Genomic DNA, 17,484 nt, shown 5'->3' on the forward strand with positions numbered 1-17,484 from the left:
ATGCAAATTTTACACGAACAAGAACGAGACTTCTATTTACACCAATATGATGTCCAACAACTATGTATTCCACTTGACCATGCTGAAGTACACAAATTCAATCGCGGTGAATTTATTATTCATGAAGGCGCAACACCTTCTTACTTATATTACCTGATTGAAGGTCGTTGTAAAATCATTGTTACCCATGAAAATGGAAAAACATCGATTATTCACTTTATTGGACCAGGCGATTTTATTGGTGAGCTCGAATTAGTAGATGCAGCAATCGGACAAGCAAAAGCTATCCAAGCAACGCGCACAAGTTATTGCATCGCATTTCCAGTTCATCTGTATCGCCAACGTTTGCTCGAAAACAATGCATTTTTAGTGCAACTGGCAACATTTTTAAGTAAGAAATTAATTCGCAACGGTTCTAAAATATCACAAATTCAAGCCTATCCTTTAGAGCATCATTTAGCGCAGTTTATTTTAGTATCCGCGCAACAAGACCTTTATCAAGAACGCCATACAGAGGTGTGTGACTACTTAGGTGTGTCGTATCGTCACCTGCTGCATACACTCGCGCAATTTTGCGACAAAGGGTTTTTACAAAAAGAGCAACGTGCCTACCGTATTTTAAATCGCCAGGCGTTGAAAGACCTTGCCGATGTTCTGTTACCTCAACAGTAGGCAAATTGATAAAGTCATTTTTTTGAAATACCTTCCAAATAGGTGTACACTACATATAAGAACATATTTTGAATTGTTCAATCGAAAGGATGAGGTTTATGTTATCTGAAAACTTACATGCAGCGTTAAATGAACAAATGAACTATGAGTTTTATTCTGCACATGCTTACTTAGCGATGGCAGCATATTGCACAAATGAATCATATGATGGTTTTGCAAACTTTTTCTTAGTACAAGCTGAAGAAGAGCGTTTCCATGCCATGAAATTTTACACATACTTAAGCGATAAAGGATACCGTGCAACAGTAGAAGGCTTCAACAATCCTGGCAATGAATTTTCATCGATTTTAGATGTTTTCGAAACAGCGCTACACCATGAAAAAGAAGTAACACGTCGCATTTATCACTTAGCGGATATCGCATTAGATGAGCGCGAACATGCGACAATGGCTTTCTTAAAATGGTTTATTGATGAGCAAGTAGAAGAAGAAGCAACTTTTGATACATTGATCCAAAAAATTAAACGTATTGAAAACGATTCAAATGCGATGTTTATGCTAGATGCAGAGCTTGCGACACGCACATTCGTCCCACCCGCTGGCGAGTAGTACTACTCTCGTTTATACAGTTTAACCATATTCGTTATATGAAAAACAGGTACAGACGAAATCAAATCGTCTGTACCTGTTTTATATACTCAATCATTACACTTGGAAACGTGCCACATTACTTTTTAGCTGTTCAGACATATGCGCTAAGTTCACAGCACTTGCTGCCACTTGTTGCATCGTTGACGTTACATGGTCTACAGTCGCTGTCACTTCTTCTGAACTTGCAGAAGATTCTTCACAAATCGCCGCAATATCCGTTACGGATGTTGCCATCGAATTTGATGAGCTATAAATATCATTTAAACGTGTAGCAATTGTACGAATTTCAACATCCATTTGCCCAACCGCTTCTGAAATATCATCGAAGCGTTTCCCTGTTGCCTTTAATTGGTCAGATCCTGTTTTTACTTCTTCATAGCCTGTGCGTAAAGAAGTTGTCACATTGCGTGTATCTTGTTGAATGCTTGACACAATGCCTGAAATATCCGTTACGGACGCTGACACTTGTTCTGCTAGCTTGCGTACTTCATCTGCTACAATTGCAAACCCTTTGCCATGTTCTCCTGCACGAGCCGCTTCAATTGCCGCATTTAACGCTAATAAATTCGTCTGGTTCGCAATATCATTAATCACGGATACAAGCTTTGTAATTTGCTCGGACTGATTTTGAAGCCCTTCTACTTTTTGTACCGCTTCATGCATCACGGCATTAATCGCATGCATTTGTGTCAACGAGCTTGCCATATGTGATTTGCCTTCCGCTGTGATTGTCGACACATTTTCAGATTCTCGCTGCAGTACATCCCCTGCTTCCACAATTTTTTCGATATCTTTTGTGAAACCGTCCATCGTTTGTGTTAAATCTACTGTCGATTGCGCCTGTTGTTCAGCGCCAACTGCCAAATTACGCGTCGTTTCAGCCGCTTGCTCCATTCCGTGCTGCACTTCTTCAGCGGATGTCGATAACTGCTCGCTATCGGTCGCAACCGTTTGTGCTACATGATCAATGGCGGACACAACTCGGTGCGTCTGCTCGGTCATTTCATTCACCGCCATCACAACATCCGCAAATTCATCATTACGCGTTGTTTGAAGCGGCTTTTGCGTTAAATTCCCATTGGCTAATTCCTTCATATATGCCACTAGGCGATTTAACTCGCCTGAAAATTTGTTTGCTGTATATAAACCAATGGCAATTGCACTAATGATGACAAGAATAGCCGCAATAATGACTAAACGTGCATTTCCTTGTGCAATATCATGAATATTTCCAGATAACGTTTTAATATTCTCTCCGCGCATCACATTTAACGCATGATAACCAGTTAATACGTCTTCAATTTGTGGTTTTAATCGTTCATATTCCTCGATTGCACTTTGACGATTTTCACTTTGTAAGCCCGGCAATACCGTTGCTTGCATCGTTTGAATCCACATATTCCCTGTAGCAATCAATGCATCTCGCTCTGCATTACTACCGAAAGTTTCTAAATACGTAATGGCCTCTTGTACTTGTTGTTCCGTTTCCTCAAATTGTGCCACGTATACGCTATCGCCCGTAATAACAAGGCTACTTGCAGCCATATACATTTCAGACAGTAAACGATATAATTCCTCATTCGTTAAGAGTAATTCTAATTCCGTTGTTGCTAACACATTGCTTTCATGTTCTAGTTCTTGATTCATCATAAAAATATATGCGTACGATAACAGCATAATAATAATTACTGTAGCAAACGCCACTAATAATTGTTTACGAATCGATGAAAATAATATTTTCTTCATACATTCCCCTCCCCTTCGTAAACATAAAGACCTAAAAACTTTAGATGTATATCCTTGTTAATATTCCCCTTTTTTGAAACCTTTCAAACTAACTTTTCACAAATATTAACATCAGCTGACCAGAAATCTATTTTACATCACGACCGTCTTTAGACAGAGGAAGTCATATTGCTCTCATTCGTTAACCATACACTCTCTCTTTCGCGAATAAAAAAGGCTTTCCATGTCGAAAGCCTTCGCAATTTACGATATCAACAGTCTCCCTTTTTTCGCCTGTACCATTAAATACATACTTTGCATCATCATACCTAGCATGACAAGTGCAATACCGACTATACCTAATGTAGACGGTAATACGATTGCTAAAAACAATATTTCTCCGACAAGCGCAAATAATACTTCAAATGATTGTGTTGCCTCTACACCAGCAAGCTTCGTCATATCGCCCTTTACTAAATCTGTCGCGGCAAAAAATAATGCTGTTGCAATAATACCTGAACTAATCGCCACAACCGCACTTTGGACAATCTGCGTTGTTGACGGCAATCCAACTTCAATATACGCGTAACAAGCAAGAAGAACCCAAAAAGGCATACTTGCAATTGTCATACCTAATAAACGCTCAAAGACGCCGATTTTTCCAGCTGTCACATCCATCATTTTTCGATTGCCGAGCGGATACATAAACGCTGCTACAATGATTGGCAACACACCTAGTAAAATCGTCGAAAGCGTAATGTTTTTTGCATGCTCTAGCTGCATCAATGCAACACCACACAAAATAATGCTCGATAAACTAAGCATACGCCACGGAATTTTCCCGCGTACCTTTTTTCCATTTTCTGTTGTAAAAAATAACGGCGATAACAGCGCCCCCGCAATAATAGTCACCTGCCATGTACCTGCAATGAGCCAGCCTGGTGCATACATCGCCGCAAAACATAACGGCGCATAAAACAACCCAAACCCTACCGTACTCCATATCATCCATTCTGTACGATGCGTTTTCATGGATTGTTTAAGCGGTGCCGATTTTTGGCGCCATGCCACAATGACTACTAAAAATGGCACCATAAAAAAATAACGTAACGATGCACTCCATGCCCAGTGCCCACCTGCTTGCTCCATTGAAGCATTTAACACAAACGTTACGGCAAAAAACAACGCCGACATAATGCCTAATACAATCGCTTTCATATAAACCCTCCTTGCGCCATTCTCATTTATTTAGCATAACAAACAAGCGTTATATTGAATACACTATTCAGAAAAAATGACAGCGACTTCTTTTTCACATAAAAAAATGCCAAGCGATGAACATCTCGCTTAGCATTTTAACGACGTAACCTATTTTATTTTGTAATGCTATGTTCATATAAATAATCGTACGTAATATCGATAAAAATATAATGATGTGTCGGCAGCTCAATTGAAAATGTACGTGTCATCTCACCTGTTTCAATATCGCGATATACGTCCGAAATTTCACCTGTTTTTTCATGACGTAAACGAATAATATTCATTAAAAAATACGGACGCCAACTCCAGTTTTTATCTTTCGCATGTTCTAGCACAACCCAGTTATGATCGTAGCGCATAATATTCGGCGATACTTGGAAACCATCTTCATCGGTAATATATAATCGGAATGAATAGGGTGTGACCGCTTCAGCAAGCTTTAGTAATGACGCAACGTTATCTGGTTGTGGCTGACACTTTTCAACAATGGCCGTTAACTCTCGCTGCAATGTACGCATCGCATCAAAACGTTGCTCCAATTGCTTTTTCTCCGCCTTAATAAAACGAATGCTTTCTTCATGCAAACGTTGCTGTAAGCTCGTTGGCTCAATAAAGGTTTCACTAGCTTCTGTTAAATAACGTCCTTTATAATAACGCGCCCCATGCTTCCACGCCAACTGCATATGATAGGTCGTTTCAATGTCATCGAAGAAAATCGATGCGCCAATTCGCAATGCTAGCGAGCTAATCGTCATAAATATATCATTTTGTGCGCCCCAAGAATCATAATCGAGCATATCAATATCAATTTTTAAAATATTTGGTTTCAATAAAAGCACATAATCTAAATGGCTTTCTGAGCCGATTTTATTTAAGCACAACTTCATGCCGTATGTTTTTAAGTAACGAATCGCATGCTGTAATTGCTCAACATCTTCATGGTATTCATGCTCTGCCAACGTTAAAATAATATGCTTAAAGCTATCCTCTGCAATAGATTCCTTTAAAAGAGTAAAATAACTTTCTGCAAAATCTTGCATTAATAAATTCGGATTAAGCGGAATGTACAAGTCATATGTGAGTGGCTCATCTTTGAACGGTTGTAGCGCACGCTCAATAATCAGTTGTTCTAACTCCACACGATATTCAAGTGGCACTTCTTCGTCATATAAAAAGGCTGGAATATTGGCACCTTCCAAAAACCCACTGACCGCGTAGCCTTCTACAAGGTGTGCATCTGCACTATATACTGGCTCATAACGCACTTCCACTTGCTGTAATTTTGTTAATACTTCCATTGTATCCATTGCTAAACCTCCAATACATATCCCGTTCACATAAACGTCTATGATATATTATACAACTATTATAATAATTATGCAAAGTTACATACTTATGTGACGTTACTCATCCGTATGTATCATTGCGTTATCCCTCCTCATATCATACCCGATTTATGCGACATATATATAAAATATGCGCTAATATGGCCATATAAAAACTAGCTACCGACCGTTTATGCTGTCGATAGCTAGTTTAGTGAATATACTATTTCCTTACATTACAGAGCCACTAATAAATTCCTTATTCGGATAATACATATTCTTCACAATGACATTAGAGCCTAAACATTTTACCGCTGGACAGTGACAGTTAATATTTTTAGAAATATTTGTACTTAGCCACTTATCATAAATATCATTGAGGGAGCTTGTTAAAATATTGCCTAGTGCCGCGCCGTCATCTGCAAAATCTGAGACAGAAACGTCACCAGTAAATATATTTAAGTTCATGCGAGAACGCCCATCGACGTCATTACGAACTGTCGTATTCGGCGTTTGCTCAATTTTCGCTAATAAATCTAAATCACGTGTATCAGCGCTACATTTATAAAACGGCAATGTGCCTAGTAATAACCAAATATCTTTATCTTTATAATCAAGTAATTCACTTACGACATCTCGGTATTCATCTAAACCAATCGTCTCTAAATTTTCAGCAAAATCACTTGCATACATCGGGTGAAGCTCATGTCGTTTACAATTCATTTCATGAACAATCTCCTCATGAATTTTGCGTAAATACGGGACTGTATTACGATTTAACATCGTTTCAGCAGATACAAACATACCGCCGTTCGATAATTCTTTCGCATTATCAAAAATATTACGGTACAACTGACTGCGATATTCGATCGATGGCGTTTTATCCATCATCGCAAACCCTGTTTCCACAAATTCCTGCTCGGTGCACCAGTTATGACTAATATGCATCACATCTAAATAAGGCGCCACTAACTCATAGTGCGACATCGGCAATGTTAAATTTGAATTGATTTGCGTTTTAATGCCTCGACTTTTTGCATATTTTAATAGTGGTAATAAATTATGCTTAATGCCACGTTTCGTTAATAACGGCTCGCCACCGGTAAAACTCATCGTTCGTAGCGTCTCGACTTCATCCAATCGTCTAATCATATCTTCAACTGGTAATGCATCTAGCTCTTTCGACGTTAATGTATACCCTACTGCACAATGCGAACATCTCATATTACATAAATTTGTCGTTGTAAATTCAATATTCGATAAGGTTAATTTCCCATACTTTTCAACATCTAAATACGCTTCCCAATGGTCTATTATTTTTTCGTTCATTGTAAATACCCTCTTTCTACATTACACATTTTCTCATAGATTGTTGTTTGAATAAAGAATAAAAATAAAAGCCGTTCATTTACAGTGCTAGACGTCGTTACTTTGCTAAAGATTAGCGCTCCATAAAAGTATGTTGGATAGAAGTGCTATTCCTATAGATTTTAGCGCGAAATAAAAACAGAAAAGAAGTAAGAAAAATGACATCATTTCTCTTACCTCTTTGTTTTGTGGCAACTTTAATTTTACGTTTCGTCACAATTTACGAAAGGTCTTCTTTTACATACATCGGAACTGCTGGATAGTCTGAGCGTAGCATGTCTACCGATAAATGAAGCGGTTGGAACGGTGCATATGGTTTGTTATACATATTGTCATCTAAATCTTCTATGTCTAAATCCTCGGCATTTTGTGCAATTTTCACTGCGAAAATGCGCTCATAAATACGCTGTAATGACGCTCTTTGCTCTTCTGGAAAATCAGACTCGCGTATTAATAAATCCGCAATTAACACACACACAAGACGCTGTGCATGACGCACACCATCAAACTGTTCAAGTTTACGTGTTACATAATATAATTGACGCACTTCACGTTGCTGTTCTGCTTTAAACTGAGACAGCTTTTGTAAACTATCATCCGCTCTTTTTTTCACTGTATATGTAACAACTGTGTATACATCGTCATATGCCGATAAAATTTGGGTTTCTAGCTGACGAATACGCTCGTGCATTAAATCGAGTAAACCACGTTGTAAATTTAATTGCTCGATTTGTTTCGTCATATCAAACGATGCTTCTTTTTCGCCAAATAAGCGTTTAATCATCGTAAAGCCGCCATGTGCACGTGTTTGTACATGCTTTTGTAGCTTTTCATACAACTCGGCATATTCCGCGTGCTTCACTCGATATTCACGTAACGCTTGTTGATACTCGCCTGCTACGCGGCAAAATAAAATCGTGTCATTCGTTAATAAATAATCGTGCTGCTCAATAAGACGTACAAACTGGAATAATGTTTGAATTGGTTCAAACAAACTGCTATAGCGCTCATATTCTAATTCATACTCTTCTAAAATAGCTTGGTTTCGCTTTTGAATTTGTTGTTTCGCTTGCTGCATCTCTTCACTCATCGATAAGTTTAGCGGCTCGCGTTGTACTACTGTTTCTAGCTCTGTTGCAAAACGCTCTAGCCACATAAACAAACGGCGCGTAAATTTTTGTGTACGGCGTTCCGTATGATTAATGACATCTTGCACCGCATCGTCAATCATAATAAATTGCGTGTCATTCGGTGCTTTTGGCGCCATCTGCAACAATTGCTTTGCGCTCATATATCGCATATCACGCACATAAGGCGTTATTTTCTCATGATTGACCACTTGTCGGTCACTATAATTCACAATGCAAATCGGTTTCATTTGTAAGCGTTCATGTAATTGCTGCAGCCATGTAATTTCGGTGTCTTCCACTTCCTGGTCCGCTCTGATAACGTAAAACACATCATCTACTCGTTGTAATATACTATCTGCAATATAATATTGCTGCTCATTTGTTGTCTCAAACGCGCGTGTATCAATAAATGAAATCGGCTGTAAATAGTCATTCGCCGCATAAACCGTTAAATAATCCATACTTTCACGTAATAATTGTGCCGCAAAACGGTCTGATACCGATAGTAACTCAAGTTTTGATAATTCAAATGTCGCTTCTACACCATCTAAAAATGATGCTTCTACATGATGATGTGCGCCGTAATGAACGAATGTATGTATTTTTGTTTGCTGTTCTGAACGACTGCACAATAATGGTTCGCGTAAATATGCATTAATAACCGATGTTTTGCCAACACCTTCACGACCTACAACGAGAATGATTGGATTGCGTTGCACATCTGTTAATAATCTTTGTAAAATGCGCGTCGTTGCGCGAACATATGTATTTGATTGTAATGCTTCTTCGACTTCCTCAAGTGAATGGACAACTGTTTCCATATTCTCTTCACTGATCGAGACTAATCCATGCTTGTTCATAATTTGTAGCCCCTTTACTCCATGTACAATTATATCGGCTTTTTTGGACATTTTTCGACCACCTGGAATCAAATTGCATCTTGAGATATATAAATGTCCAGCATCTAATTTTGCACTCTTTATTTTCACCCTTTTGTTAGGTCTTTTGTGCTAAGCTTACGGCTATCGATGTTTGAAGCTCTTCCAAACGTGATATGATACTTATAAGTAGAAAAGGAGTTGATTGTCGATGAATATTGTGCGCAACGTTTGGCTACATCCCCGCGAAACAACACGTTATGTGATTGAGCATGTTCGCCTTCCTGCAACATTAGCCTTTTTTTGGGTGACGCTGCTTGGTGTTTCGATGGCGAGTTATCATGCAAAAGCAGAATTAGCAACAGAATTTACTGCCGTTACATTACAGCAATTTATTGTTATGTATATCCTGATTGCCCCATTTTTAATTATGCTCTTTTTAGTAGGCGCTGGACTCATTACAACATGGATGGGCCGCTTTTTTAAAGGGAAGGGCACATTCATCGATATTTATAAAGCCATTGCGGTTGGACACCTTCCTATGTTGTTACCAGTACCATTTATGCTTGCTTGGTTAATTGTCGATACGCACGGCTTTTTAATTAGTTATCACTCACTCGCAGGTGTTATTTGCTTTATTGCATCTGTCATTGGCAGTGTTTCCGCTTTTTATTTAACGATTGGAACAATTGCTGAAGCACATCGGTTTGGTTATAAAGAAAGTGTTTTAACACTTCTCATTCCTGCCGCTTTACTAATGGGTTTCTTATTTCTTATACTTGTCGCGTTAGTCACGTTCCTTACCGGTAATTAAAATATCATCAGAGATTGAGAAAAAAGAAATATCCTTCAGCAGTTGTCGTTGCTGAAGGATATTTTTCTGTATTTGGTGCTACTCCACTTTCATTGCGTTTGCCAGCATATTTTTTATTAAAAAATACCGGATGCCATTTCTTCTGGTGTAACGACTGTATATTCAATCGTCGTAATGCCCGCCGTTTGATAAGATGCTCCTTGAATATACATAACATCGCCACTTGCACCAGTTAATTTATAACTAAACATCGCATCACCGACCATCGCATGACGAATGATAAAGGCATCTGTACCGATACTGCCAGTCACAACAGGTTCTTTAAAGAGCATACCCGTAAACTGCTCATATTCGACCTTCACTGGTTTAAAGCCTAAATCACTAAATGTTATGCTCGCTGTGTTTCGTTCCAGCGCATCGTATACATATAGCTCCGTTTCTCCCATTTCACTAATAATGCCTGCACGTTGTGATTTCCCAGTGCCATCTGTAAATGTTGCGATATACTCGCCCGCTTCAAACAGCATTAGCTCATATACTTGTTCTTCTACATGGTAATGCAATGCATACATCGATGTATCAATCAATTCGCCTGATAATGTTTGTAGCGTCACTTGCTTCGGTGCAAAGCCAATGTCATCTGCACTAAAAATCGTGCTACCTGGCGTTAAGCTATCATCCTCTTCCATTTCAATCGTTAATTGACCGTTACGTTCACCAACCGTTACCGCATACTTTTGAGAAAAGGCATATTCATAATACTCCTCCGTTTCATGATAGCCATCTAAAAAGAGCGTCGTTTTTCCTGGGCGCAGCGCTTCCACAATAATACGATGACCCGCTTGTCGCAGAGAAATAATCGGCTCTTCTACCTCATACGTATACGCATCTAATGCATCGACATAAAATGCATCTGGTGACAACTCCAATGTAACTAAGTCCTCCATTAATTGTGTTGTACGATACACAAATGTCGCTAATTGACCACGTGTCACACTGCTGACTAAATCAAATGTTGTCGGTGTACGTCCAGTTGTAATACCGTATTCGTAAAGTGCCCCTACTAACATATGTGCTTCACTATTTTTGACAACGTCTGAAAATGGTAAGTCACTAAAGTTATACGTCAGTCCGTACGCATTCACAAGCATGCGTGCCATTTGTTCACGTGTTAAACCACCACCTGGACGATACGTACCATCTGTAAAGCCACTAATAATACCGGCATTCGCTAACGCCGCGATCTCTCGGTAATAAGCATGTCCCATTGGAATATCACTAAAATTTGGATTTTCTACATTTTGTGTGTTAAGTGTTAGAACGCCACTTAACACTTTTGCCACCTGCCCTCGTGTAATCGTTACACTCGGTCGGAATGTACCATCTTCAAATCCCCGTAAAACCCCTGCTTTTGTCAATGCGTCAATTGCGACTTTATGACTATTCGACGTTTTCACGTCGGAAAAAGAGGCCTCTGCTGGTGTCGCTAATAATGTTGTCATCCCTAATACTGTTGCCATCGCTGCTGCCTGCCACCACTTCTTTGTCATGTCAAACCCTCTCCCTATCCTGCAAATGTTACGTTCCCACGCTCACTTCTTCCACTTTATCAACAACTAAGCAATGTCGCAATTCATCGTGTGAATTTACCGATAAATGTCATTCAATAAAGCGACAATTGGCATAAAATGTTCATAAAATGCTTCGAAAAATTGTTGTGCCATTACGTCGTCGTAATGAAATTGTTCATATGCTTGTAATTGTTCATATAGCTGTTCAATATCCGCCATGTAAAAACGGAGCTGATGTGTAAGATTCGTTGTTTGCTGCCCTTTTAGTAAACGATAAACGTCCCATATATGTTCGATACGTTTTTTCCGTACGAGTAAACGTTCATACGCTTGCTGATGAAAATGTGCTAACACAGGTTGTTGCTTCGCCGTGTCATGGTGGCGAAGCATTTCACAAATTTCATAATAAAGTGTGCCATAGCGACGTAATTTATCGTAACTTGCCGGCAAATGTCGCGCTTCATACTGTAAAATACGGTCCGTTACATACAGTAATTGCTGCTCGACTTCTGGCACAACAACTTCTTCTTTGACGAAAAATGAAAACATACACATCTGCTCCCTTCTTCTTCGTATTGATGTAAAACTAGTGTAACACAAAATATTCTGACGACTATGTTTGGCGAGTCATTTCTACGAAAAATAATAGGCGCAGCATTCATTCATTTTTAATGGGGCTAGAGAACAAAAACAACGACAAAAAAATACCGCTGAAAACAAATCGTTTCAACGGTAGCCTTCGTCACCTAGCATGTTTTAAAACAGCCATATCCATAATAATGCACCTTGGAACACAAACACATAAATCGGGAAAACAGCTAACACAAGCAGAATGATTTTACGCTTCGTATATGTGATATCAATATTGCTCGCACGTATTAAATAATAACATGCAATTGCGGTCATTGCCCACACAATACAAGTTGTCATCAACATTAAAAAGCGATGTAACGATATAGTCGTATGTAAAATATACTCAATACTTGATGTCATCATATAGGCGAGTATGGCAAGAATAATTGCGCAGGCAATTTGTCGTCCGTAATGCTGTTGTTTCGTCGTCATACGTCCACCTCCTATATGTATTATGTCCGCTTTCACGCGAAAATGCACGCATCAATTTTATGACATTGCAGCAAGTGCAACAAGCACCCAGCCAGCTAAAAAGAATACGCCACCAATTGGTGTAATCGCGCCTAACTTTTTAATACCTGTAACAGATAATACATATAAGCTGCCTGAGAAAAATACAATCCCTGCAATAAAGCAATAGCCTGCCCACATCAATTGTTCACGATCACCAAGCAAGCTGTCATTTAATAAAACGCCTACTAGTAAAATAGCTAATGCATGGTACATATGATACTGCGTCCCTGTTTCCCATGTTTTTTCATAACGCGCCTCGGCAAACTTTCCTTTTAATGCATGCGCACCGAATGCGCCTAGTGCAACAGCTAAAAATGCCAATACAGCTCCTATTATTAACATATCGGTATACCTCCTTTTTCTTATCGCTTTACAGTGTAGCGATTTTCATACTGTGTGACAATAGCTTTTTGCCTGTTCCACCTTGAAAGAAATAAAAGGAATGTCTTTTTTTCAATGCGTGCACATGATACAATTTGAATAATCTATTAAGGGAATGAATATACATGGTTCGAAAAAGCACATTATTTTGTTTTATCATTTTCGTCATTTTTGCAGCAGTAGCGTATTATACGTTTAATTTATTGTTTGCCACTATCGCCTTGCTTGCATTAGCGATTATGACAGCTATTTTCGCTGTTGATGCATTAATGGATAGCCGCATTATTGAAGGCGTTATGCACATTGCTTTAACGGTCTTATTTTTAACATATGGTTTCTTTGGCGATTATTTTGTTCACCTCTTATAACAACCGAGCTGTGTAGCACTTTGCTACACAGCTTTTTATATGCGCATAAAAAAATTTTTGAAATTCGTTGGTTAATGTTGGTGAAAACTTTCACAATGTTTTACAATATAAAGTAATTGTTTTTTTAGAAAGGGGACATTTTGTGTGAATTTGCCACATATGCTCGTAACGTGCCAAGCTTATACTGCTGCTTGTCAGCAAAAAGAAGGCTTTATTGATGAGCAAGCAACGATGATTCGCCTACAGCCTTGGACATTAAAGGCTTGTATGCCACTGATGTACGCAATTTATACACAAGCGCATTATCACCACTTCTTCCTTGCACAACAAATGCAATATACGGTTGAGCAAACATTGTTTGAACAATTGCGCGTTGATTATCCAGAACGAGAAGACTGTCATATTTTTTTTGATGAATATGTGTATCCAAACGCTTCGCCTGCGCATCTAGAGCTGTATGCGATGCTGCCATTGCCTTTATATATTGATATTTTACTGACACTCCATGAACGAAGCCAGCTTGTAGACGAACGTAAGCAATATAAAATCGCTCTTGGGCAAATCGCGTTATGTACCGAACAACGTGATATTGCGCAACAACTTTTTGTCTGCGCTTGGCTAGATGAATGTATGATGCGTTGCCAACAACAATTAGAGCCCGTGTTATCGTTTGATTGGATTTTACAATACAATGTATTCGATGATGCATGCGTTGACCGTTTAAGCGCTTGTTTCCAAACACGTCGTACATTTGCGAACGATTACGACTATGGTATTGAGCAATTTTTACACGCACCGATTCAATATTGGCCGGTTGCTGAACAATGTTTATCACTCTTTTCGATATTTTATCCAGAGGTTGCGTGGCAAACACAAACCCTTCAACAAATTGAGCAACGCTTTGTTGCCCAACAAACATATGTACATGCAGATACACCCAATACGCCTGACTTTGCAACGATTCAACATTTATTACAACTGTACCATGATGGCAAATACGATACTTTATTGCCACTTACGCAAAAGCTTGCTGATGAGCAACATGTATTTGCATTATCGTTATTAGGCAAACTTTACTTTAAAGGGCATGGTGTCACGCGCGACTTGGCTGAAAGTTATTATTTTTATAAGGAAGCTTATATGCGCGGCGATGATGAAGCGGCGATGATGCTTGCTTATGTTGTCAAAGCAATTGCTGCGGAGCAACATGAGACAACGGTATATGATATTTATCCACTTATTTTAGAAAATACGACACAAGAATCAATTACGTCTTGTTTAATTTATGGGAAATGGACAGCTATGCACGGCGAACCGTTCCAACATGAACAAGCGATCTTTTTATTAGAGCATGCTTTTTTACACGGGCTTCAGCTTGAAAAAATGCACGCTGCCTATTTATTATCGCAACTTTATAAAGAAGACAATGCTTCGCTTGCCGCACAATGGTTCAACATTGCCAAACAGCACGGATTCGAACAAACTTCTTATTTTAGCGAGTGATTGTGTGCATCTATTGCTTATCGTCACAATTTCTGATAAAAAGAGGTCATTGAGATGATAAACATGTGCTGGCGTATAACGACACAAGCTATGTGGCATTGCCCTAAAAGCACAAAAATATCCTTCAGCAATTGTCGTTGCTGAAGGATATTTCTTTTTATTCCAATCTCTATTGCTTTTTGTCTCAATCGCTTTCCCATGTCTTCTACTACTTATGCCAATGGGTCGGGATTGCCACGCGTGCCTACTGAAACATGCTTGTCGCCTTGTACATAGTAGCTCGACATTTCATTTGAGAATGTTACGTAAGTGGCGCGATCAAAATGACCATGACCATCTGTATATAACGCGCCAAATAATCCTTCTATCATCTCTTTAAAATCATCTTCGGGCATTTCCTCATAGCCATTCGTAATCACTTGTAATTTTTCTTGCCCTTGAACAGCAATTGAATTTCCTGTGCGGTTCAAAATATAAAAATCCATATCAAAGGAATTAATGGTTGGGTCCATTGCAATACGGAAATCATATGCAGTCGCCTCAGTCGGCATCGTTGTACTTTCAAGTTGCTTTAAAAAATCCTCTAAAATTTGATGATACTTCTCCATCCTGTCCACTCCTTCTCTAATCATTCTCTCTTTACTAGTAGACAAAACAAGCAACTTTTAAACATCGTTCATCGTCACCTGTGTTAATAACATCGCAATTTCTTCGGCTGGTTGAGGACGACTCAAATAATAACCTTGACCAACATCACAGCCAAGTGATTTCAATAAATTTAACTGTTCCAGTGTCTCAATACCTTCTGCGACCACATGCAACTGTAAGGAGTGACCGAGTTCAATAGTCGACGATACAATCGTTTGTCGCCCTGGTTTTAGAGCTTCTGTAAAACAGCGGTCAATTTTCAATACATCTACCGGCAAATGTTGCAAATAACTTAAACATGAATAACCCGTGCCAAAATCATCAATGGCGATTTTAACACCGATATGTTGCAAATGTTCCAGCTTCATTAACACATCTGCATTTTCATCAATTAACATGCGTTCAGTAATTTCAATTTCAATCGCATCCGGCGAAGCGCCACTTTTTTCGAGCGCCTGTTCAAAAACAGTTAAAAAATCCGGCTGTATTAACTGCTTCGATGGCATATTAATCGCCACCGTAATCGTTGTATCAAATGCATCACGCCACACTTTTACTTGTCTAGTCGCTTCTTCTAATACCCATTGACCAATATCAATAATTAAATTACTTTCTTCTGCAAATGGAATAAATACATCTGGTGGAACAAAACCTAGCTCTTCATCATACAAGCGAATAAGCGTTTCTACGCCTGTTATGCGATTCGTTTTTAAGCAAAATTTTGGTTGATAATATAAAATAAATGCTCTGCTAACGCACGTTTCAGTATGGTCTCCATTTGTAAATAGTTAATATGATTTGTAATGGTTGTACGGTCGAATTGTTTTATCGTATTGCCACGATGTTGCTTCGCCTCATTTAACGCATATGTGGCATATCTCATCAAATCATTTATTGTTTGAGCATGAGCAGGATAATGGGCAATGCCAATACTTACGCTAACAAAAAAACGATGTGTATCAATCATTACAGGTTCTGCAAACATGTGTGAAAGCTGGTTCGCAACATAGGAAACATCACTAGGCGCTACAAGACAAACAAATTCATCCGCACTAATACGATAATTGCGATTTAGCGCAATTTTTTCTAATTTTTGCGCAAGCATTTGTAATAATCGATCGCCTACATCATATCCTAAATTTTCATTAATATAGCGAAAACGGTTGACGTTAATTACAATATAAGAAAATACTTGAGATGCTTCCATCTGATGCGCTAAGTCGCGCATCAATTGTGGACGACTGCGTAAGCCTGTCAATTGATCATTTACCATTGCACACCACCATGTCCTTTACTCAAAGTTAACTCTTATTTACCCTTTCCTGTCAAAGCTTAGTACAAATTTGATGCCTATTTATTGAAATTTTTTAAAAAGGACTATTGCATTACCCCTATTGATTCTCTAAAAAAATCACTTAAATTCCCATTTAAGAAGAGTCTTTTAACCTATTTTATGACTAAATAAATGCTGCATAACATCCGCTGCTTGTTCAGCAATGTCCGTTTCACTACTTGATTTTTCCAATTGCCACCTTGTAAACGCACCGTATAGTGCCCAAGTCATCATTGTGCCTGTTAATGCATCGATGGATGGTTCAACATGACGAATTTTTTGTTCCATTTGTACTTTTGCTATCTCTTCAATCCGACTTGTAAAACTATCGTAACCACGGCGACAACTCGTATGCATTTGTTCATGAACATGTGCTAACGCTAAAAATAACTGCGCAATAAAGGGCGCATCTAGTTGCGCTGTTTGACAATGTTCAAAAGCGTCTCCAATCACTTCATTTAACACTTCATCCAATAACTCATATTTATCGGCAAAATGCGCATAAAATGTCGCGCGATTAATATGAGCCATTTCTGTAATTAATGTGACTGATATTTGTTGAAAATCAGTTGTGCGAATTAATTGATTAAAGCTATCAACAATTAATTGGCGTGTTCGAATTGTACGTGGGTCCATTCTTCCCCCTCCTTTTACACAACAATTTGCCTGTTCTGGTCATTGAGCGTTATTAGCACTGGCTCTATACTGAAGA

General features: G+C 38.7%; 18 protein-coding genes. 5 read left to right on the plus strand and 13 right to left on the minus strand.

The genetic code is table 11. The features are described 5' to 3' along the window. Nucleotides 1-672: a transcriptional regulator YeiL gene (yeiL, locus tag A6M13_RS13520; protein ID WP_066547419.1), complete on the plus strand. Its 672-nt coding sequence runs from the start codon at nucleotides 1-3 to the stop codon at nucleotides 670-672. A 98-nt stretch (nucleotides 673-770) separates the two neighbouring features. Next, nucleotides 771-1,280, plus strand: coding sequence for a ferritin (locus A6M13_RS13525; RefSeq protein ID WP_066547422.1), 510 nt, complete (start codon nucleotides 771-773; stop codon nucleotides 1,278-1,280). Between the two features lie 96 nt (nucleotides 1,281-1,376). Here A6M13_RS13525 and A6M13_RS13530 read toward each other — a convergent pair whose 3' ends face one another. The 5 genes from A6M13_RS13530 to A6M13_RS13550 all read right to left on the minus strand — a co-directional run bounded on the left by A6M13_RS13530 (nucleotide 1,377) and on the right by A6M13_RS13550 (nucleotide 8,990). Continuing rightward, the gene (locus tag A6M13_RS13530) at nucleotides 1,377-3,068 is read right to left on the minus strand and encodes a methyl-accepting chemotaxis protein (RefSeq protein WP_066547424.1); all 1,692 of its coding nucleotides are present in this window, start codon (nucleotides 3,066-3,068) and stop codon (nucleotides 1,377-1,379) included. 243 nt (nucleotides 3,069-3,311) lie between these two features. Then, nucleotides 3,312-4,265, minus strand: a complete 954-nt coding sequence (locus tag A6M13_RS13535; RefSeq protein WP_066547427.1) for a DMT family transporter — start codon at nucleotides 4,263-4,265, stop codon at nucleotides 3,312-3,314. Nucleotides 4,266-4,420: 155 nt separating this feature from the next. Then, nucleotides 4,421-5,614: an EAL domain-containing protein gene (locus tag A6M13_RS13540; RefSeq protein ID WP_066547430.1), complete on the minus strand. Its 1,194-nt coding sequence runs from the start codon at nucleotides 5,612-5,614 to the stop codon at nucleotides 4,421-4,423. Between the two features lie 249 nt (nucleotides 5,615-5,863). Beyond that, nucleotides 5,864-6,961 (minus strand): radical SAM/CxCxxxxC motif protein YfkAB, encoded by a 1,098-nt coding sequence (yfkAB, locus tag A6M13_RS13545; protein ID WP_066547433.1) that lies wholly within the window; start codon nucleotides 6,959-6,961, stop codon nucleotides 5,864-5,866. Between the two features lie 259 nt (nucleotides 6,962-7,220). Beyond that, nucleotides 7,221-8,990, minus strand: coding sequence for a dynamin family protein (locus tag A6M13_RS13550; RefSeq protein WP_169817453.1), 1,770 nt, complete (start codon nucleotides 8,988-8,990; stop codon nucleotides 7,221-7,223). Nucleotides 8,991-9,219: 229 nt separating this feature from the next. Here A6M13_RS13550 and A6M13_RS13555 point away from each other — a divergent pair, with 229 nt between their 5' ends. After that, complete coding sequence (locus A6M13_RS13555; RefSeq protein ID WP_066547438.1) at nucleotides 9,220-9,822, plus strand: Yip1 family protein; 603 nt, start codon at nucleotides 9,220-9,222, stop codon at nucleotides 9,820-9,822. A gap of 116 nt (nucleotides 9,823-9,938) precedes the next feature. On the opposite strand, the gene A6M13_RS13560 is transcribed toward A6M13_RS13555, so the two are convergent. The 4 genes from A6M13_RS13560 to A6M13_RS13575 form a co-directional block, all read right to left on the minus strand. Then, nucleotides 9,939-11,372: an S-layer homology domain-containing protein gene (locus A6M13_RS13560; RefSeq protein WP_066547449.1), complete on the minus strand. Its 1,434-nt coding sequence runs from the start codon at nucleotides 11,370-11,372 to the stop codon at nucleotides 9,939-9,941. A 96-nt stretch (nucleotides 11,373-11,468) separates the two neighbouring features. Next, a complete protein-coding gene (locus A6M13_RS13565; protein WP_066547463.1) occupies nucleotides 11,469-11,942 on the minus strand; it encodes a hypothetical protein in 474 nt (157 codons plus the stop codon). 207 nt (nucleotides 11,943-12,149) lie between these two features. Beyond that, nucleotides 12,150-12,458 carry a hypothetical protein gene (locus A6M13_RS13570; RefSeq protein ID WP_066547465.1) on the minus strand — a complete coding sequence of 103 codons (309 nt, stop codon included), beginning with the start codon at nucleotides 12,456-12,458 and terminating at the stop codon, nucleotides 12,150-12,152. A gap of 57 nt (nucleotides 12,459-12,515) precedes the next feature. Next, on the minus strand, nucleotides 12,516-12,881 hold the full coding sequence (locus tag A6M13_RS13575; protein ID WP_066547467.1) for a DUF423 domain-containing protein: 366 nt from the start codon (nucleotides 12,879-12,881) through the stop codon (nucleotides 12,516-12,518). 164 nt (nucleotides 12,882-13,045) lie between these two features. Here A6M13_RS13575 and A6M13_RS13580 point away from each other — a divergent pair, with 164 nt between their 5' ends. Both A6M13_RS13580 and A6M13_RS13585 read left to right on the plus strand, forming a co-directional pair. Further along, on the plus strand, nucleotides 13,046-13,288 hold the full coding sequence (locus tag A6M13_RS13580) for a hypothetical protein (RefSeq protein ID WP_066547486.1): 243 nt from the start codon (nucleotides 13,046-13,048) through the stop codon (nucleotides 13,286-13,288). 144 nt (nucleotides 13,289-13,432) lie between these two features. Then, nucleotides 13,433-14,791: an SEL1-like repeat protein gene (locus tag A6M13_RS13585; RefSeq protein WP_066547489.1), complete on the plus strand. Its 1,359-nt coding sequence runs from the start codon at nucleotides 13,433-13,435 to the stop codon at nucleotides 14,789-14,791. A gap of 212 nt (nucleotides 14,792-15,003) precedes the next feature. Here the strand turns inward: A6M13_RS13585 and A6M13_RS13590 are convergent, their stop codons facing one another. The 4 genes from A6M13_RS13590 to A6M13_RS13605 all read right to left on the minus strand — a co-directional run bounded on the left by A6M13_RS13590 (nucleotide 15,004) and on the right by A6M13_RS13605 (nucleotide 17,408). Next, nucleotides 15,004-15,399, minus strand: coding sequence for a hypothetical protein (locus A6M13_RS13590; protein WP_066547491.1), 396 nt, complete (start codon nucleotides 15,397-15,399; stop codon nucleotides 15,004-15,006). 57 nt (nucleotides 15,400-15,456) lie between these two features. Continuing rightward, nucleotides 15,457-16,179 carry an EAL domain-containing protein gene (locus A6M13_RS13595; RefSeq protein WP_083998371.1) on the minus strand — a complete coding sequence of 241 codons (723 nt, stop codon included), beginning with the start codon at nucleotides 16,177-16,179 and terminating at the stop codon, nucleotides 15,457-15,459. After that, nucleotides 16,149-16,712 carry a GGDEF domain-containing protein gene (locus A6M13_RS13600; RefSeq protein WP_066547502.1) on the minus strand — a complete coding sequence of 188 codons (564 nt, stop codon included), beginning with the start codon at nucleotides 16,710-16,712 and terminating at the stop codon, nucleotides 16,149-16,151. The genes A6M13_RS13595 and A6M13_RS13600 overlap by 31 nt, the downstream gene beginning before the upstream one ends. A gap of 168 nt (nucleotides 16,713-16,880) precedes the next feature. Next, complete coding sequence (locus tag A6M13_RS13605; RefSeq protein WP_066547505.1) at nucleotides 16,881-17,408, minus strand: TetR/AcrR family transcriptional regulator; 528 nt, start codon at nucleotides 17,406-17,408, stop codon at nucleotides 16,881-16,883. Nucleotides 17,409-17,484: the final 76 nt, after the last annotated feature.

Origin of the sequence: Caryophanon tenue, from assembly GCF_001700315.1 — a bacterium.
Taxonomy (GTDB): domain Bacteria; phylum Bacillota; class Bacilli; order Bacillales_A; family Planococcaceae; genus Caryophanon; species Caryophanon tenue.

What these genes read in the sequence shown, in the direction of transcription:
- yeiL (WP_066547419.1), top strand. Translation starts at nt 1, where the DNA reads ATGCAAATTTTACACGAACAAGAACGAGACTTCTATTTACACCAATAT.
- A6M13_RS13525 (WP_066547422.1), top strand. Translation starts at nt 771, where the DNA reads ATGTTATCTGAAAACTTACATGCAGCGTTAAATGAACAAATGAACTAT.
- A6M13_RS13530 (WP_066547424.1), bottom strand. Translation starts at nt 3,068, where the DNA reads ATGAAGAAAATATTATTTTCATCGATTCGTAAACAATTATTAGTGGCG.
- A6M13_RS13535 (WP_066547427.1), bottom strand. Translation starts at nt 4,265, where the DNA reads ATGAAAGCGATTGTATTAGGCATTATGTCGGCGTTGTTTTTTGCCGTA.
- A6M13_RS13540 (WP_066547430.1), bottom strand. Translation starts at nt 5,614, where the DNA reads ATGGATACAATGGAAGTATTAACAAAATTACAGCAAGTGGAAGTGCGT.
- yfkAB (WP_066547433.1), bottom strand. Translation starts at nt 6,961, where the DNA reads ATGAACGAAAAAATAATAGACCATTGGGAAGCGTATTTAGATGTTGAA.
- A6M13_RS13550 (WP_169817453.1), bottom strand. Translation starts at nt 8,990, where the DNA reads ATGAACAAGCATGGATTAGTCTCGATCAGTGAAGAGAATATGGAAACA.
- A6M13_RS13555 (WP_066547438.1), top strand. Translation starts at nt 9,220, where the DNA reads ATGAATATTGTGCGCAACGTTTGGCTACATCCCCGCGAAACAACACGT.
- A6M13_RS13560 (WP_066547449.1), bottom strand. Translation starts at nt 11,372, where the DNA reads ATGACAAAGAAGTGGTGGCAGGCAGCAGCGATGGCAACAGTATTAGGG.
- A6M13_RS13565 (WP_066547463.1), bottom strand. Translation starts at nt 11,942, where the DNA reads ATGTTTTCATTTTTCGTCAAAGAAGAAGTTGTTGTGCCAGAAGTCGAG.
- A6M13_RS13570 (WP_066547465.1), bottom strand. Translation starts at nt 12,458, where the DNA reads ATGACGACGAAACAACAGCATTACGGACGACAAATTGCCTGCGCAATT.
- A6M13_RS13575 (WP_066547467.1), bottom strand. Translation starts at nt 12,881, where the DNA reads ATGTTAATAATAGGAGCTGTATTGGCATTTTTAGCTGTTGCACTAGGC.
- A6M13_RS13580 (WP_066547486.1), top strand. Translation starts at nt 13,046, where the DNA reads ATGGTTCGAAAAAGCACATTATTTTGTTTTATCATTTTCGTCATTTTT.
- A6M13_RS13590 (WP_066547491.1), bottom strand. Translation starts at nt 15,399, where the DNA reads ATGGAGAAGTATCATCAAATTTTAGAGGATTTTTTAAAGCAACTTGAA.
- A6M13_RS13600 (WP_066547502.1), bottom strand. Translation starts at nt 16,712, where the DNA reads ATGGTAAATGATCAATTGACAGGCTTACGCAGTCGTCCACAATTGATG.
- A6M13_RS13605 (WP_066547505.1), bottom strand. Translation starts at nt 17,408, where the DNA reads ATGGACCCACGTACAATTCGAACACGCCAATTAATTGTTGATAGCTTT.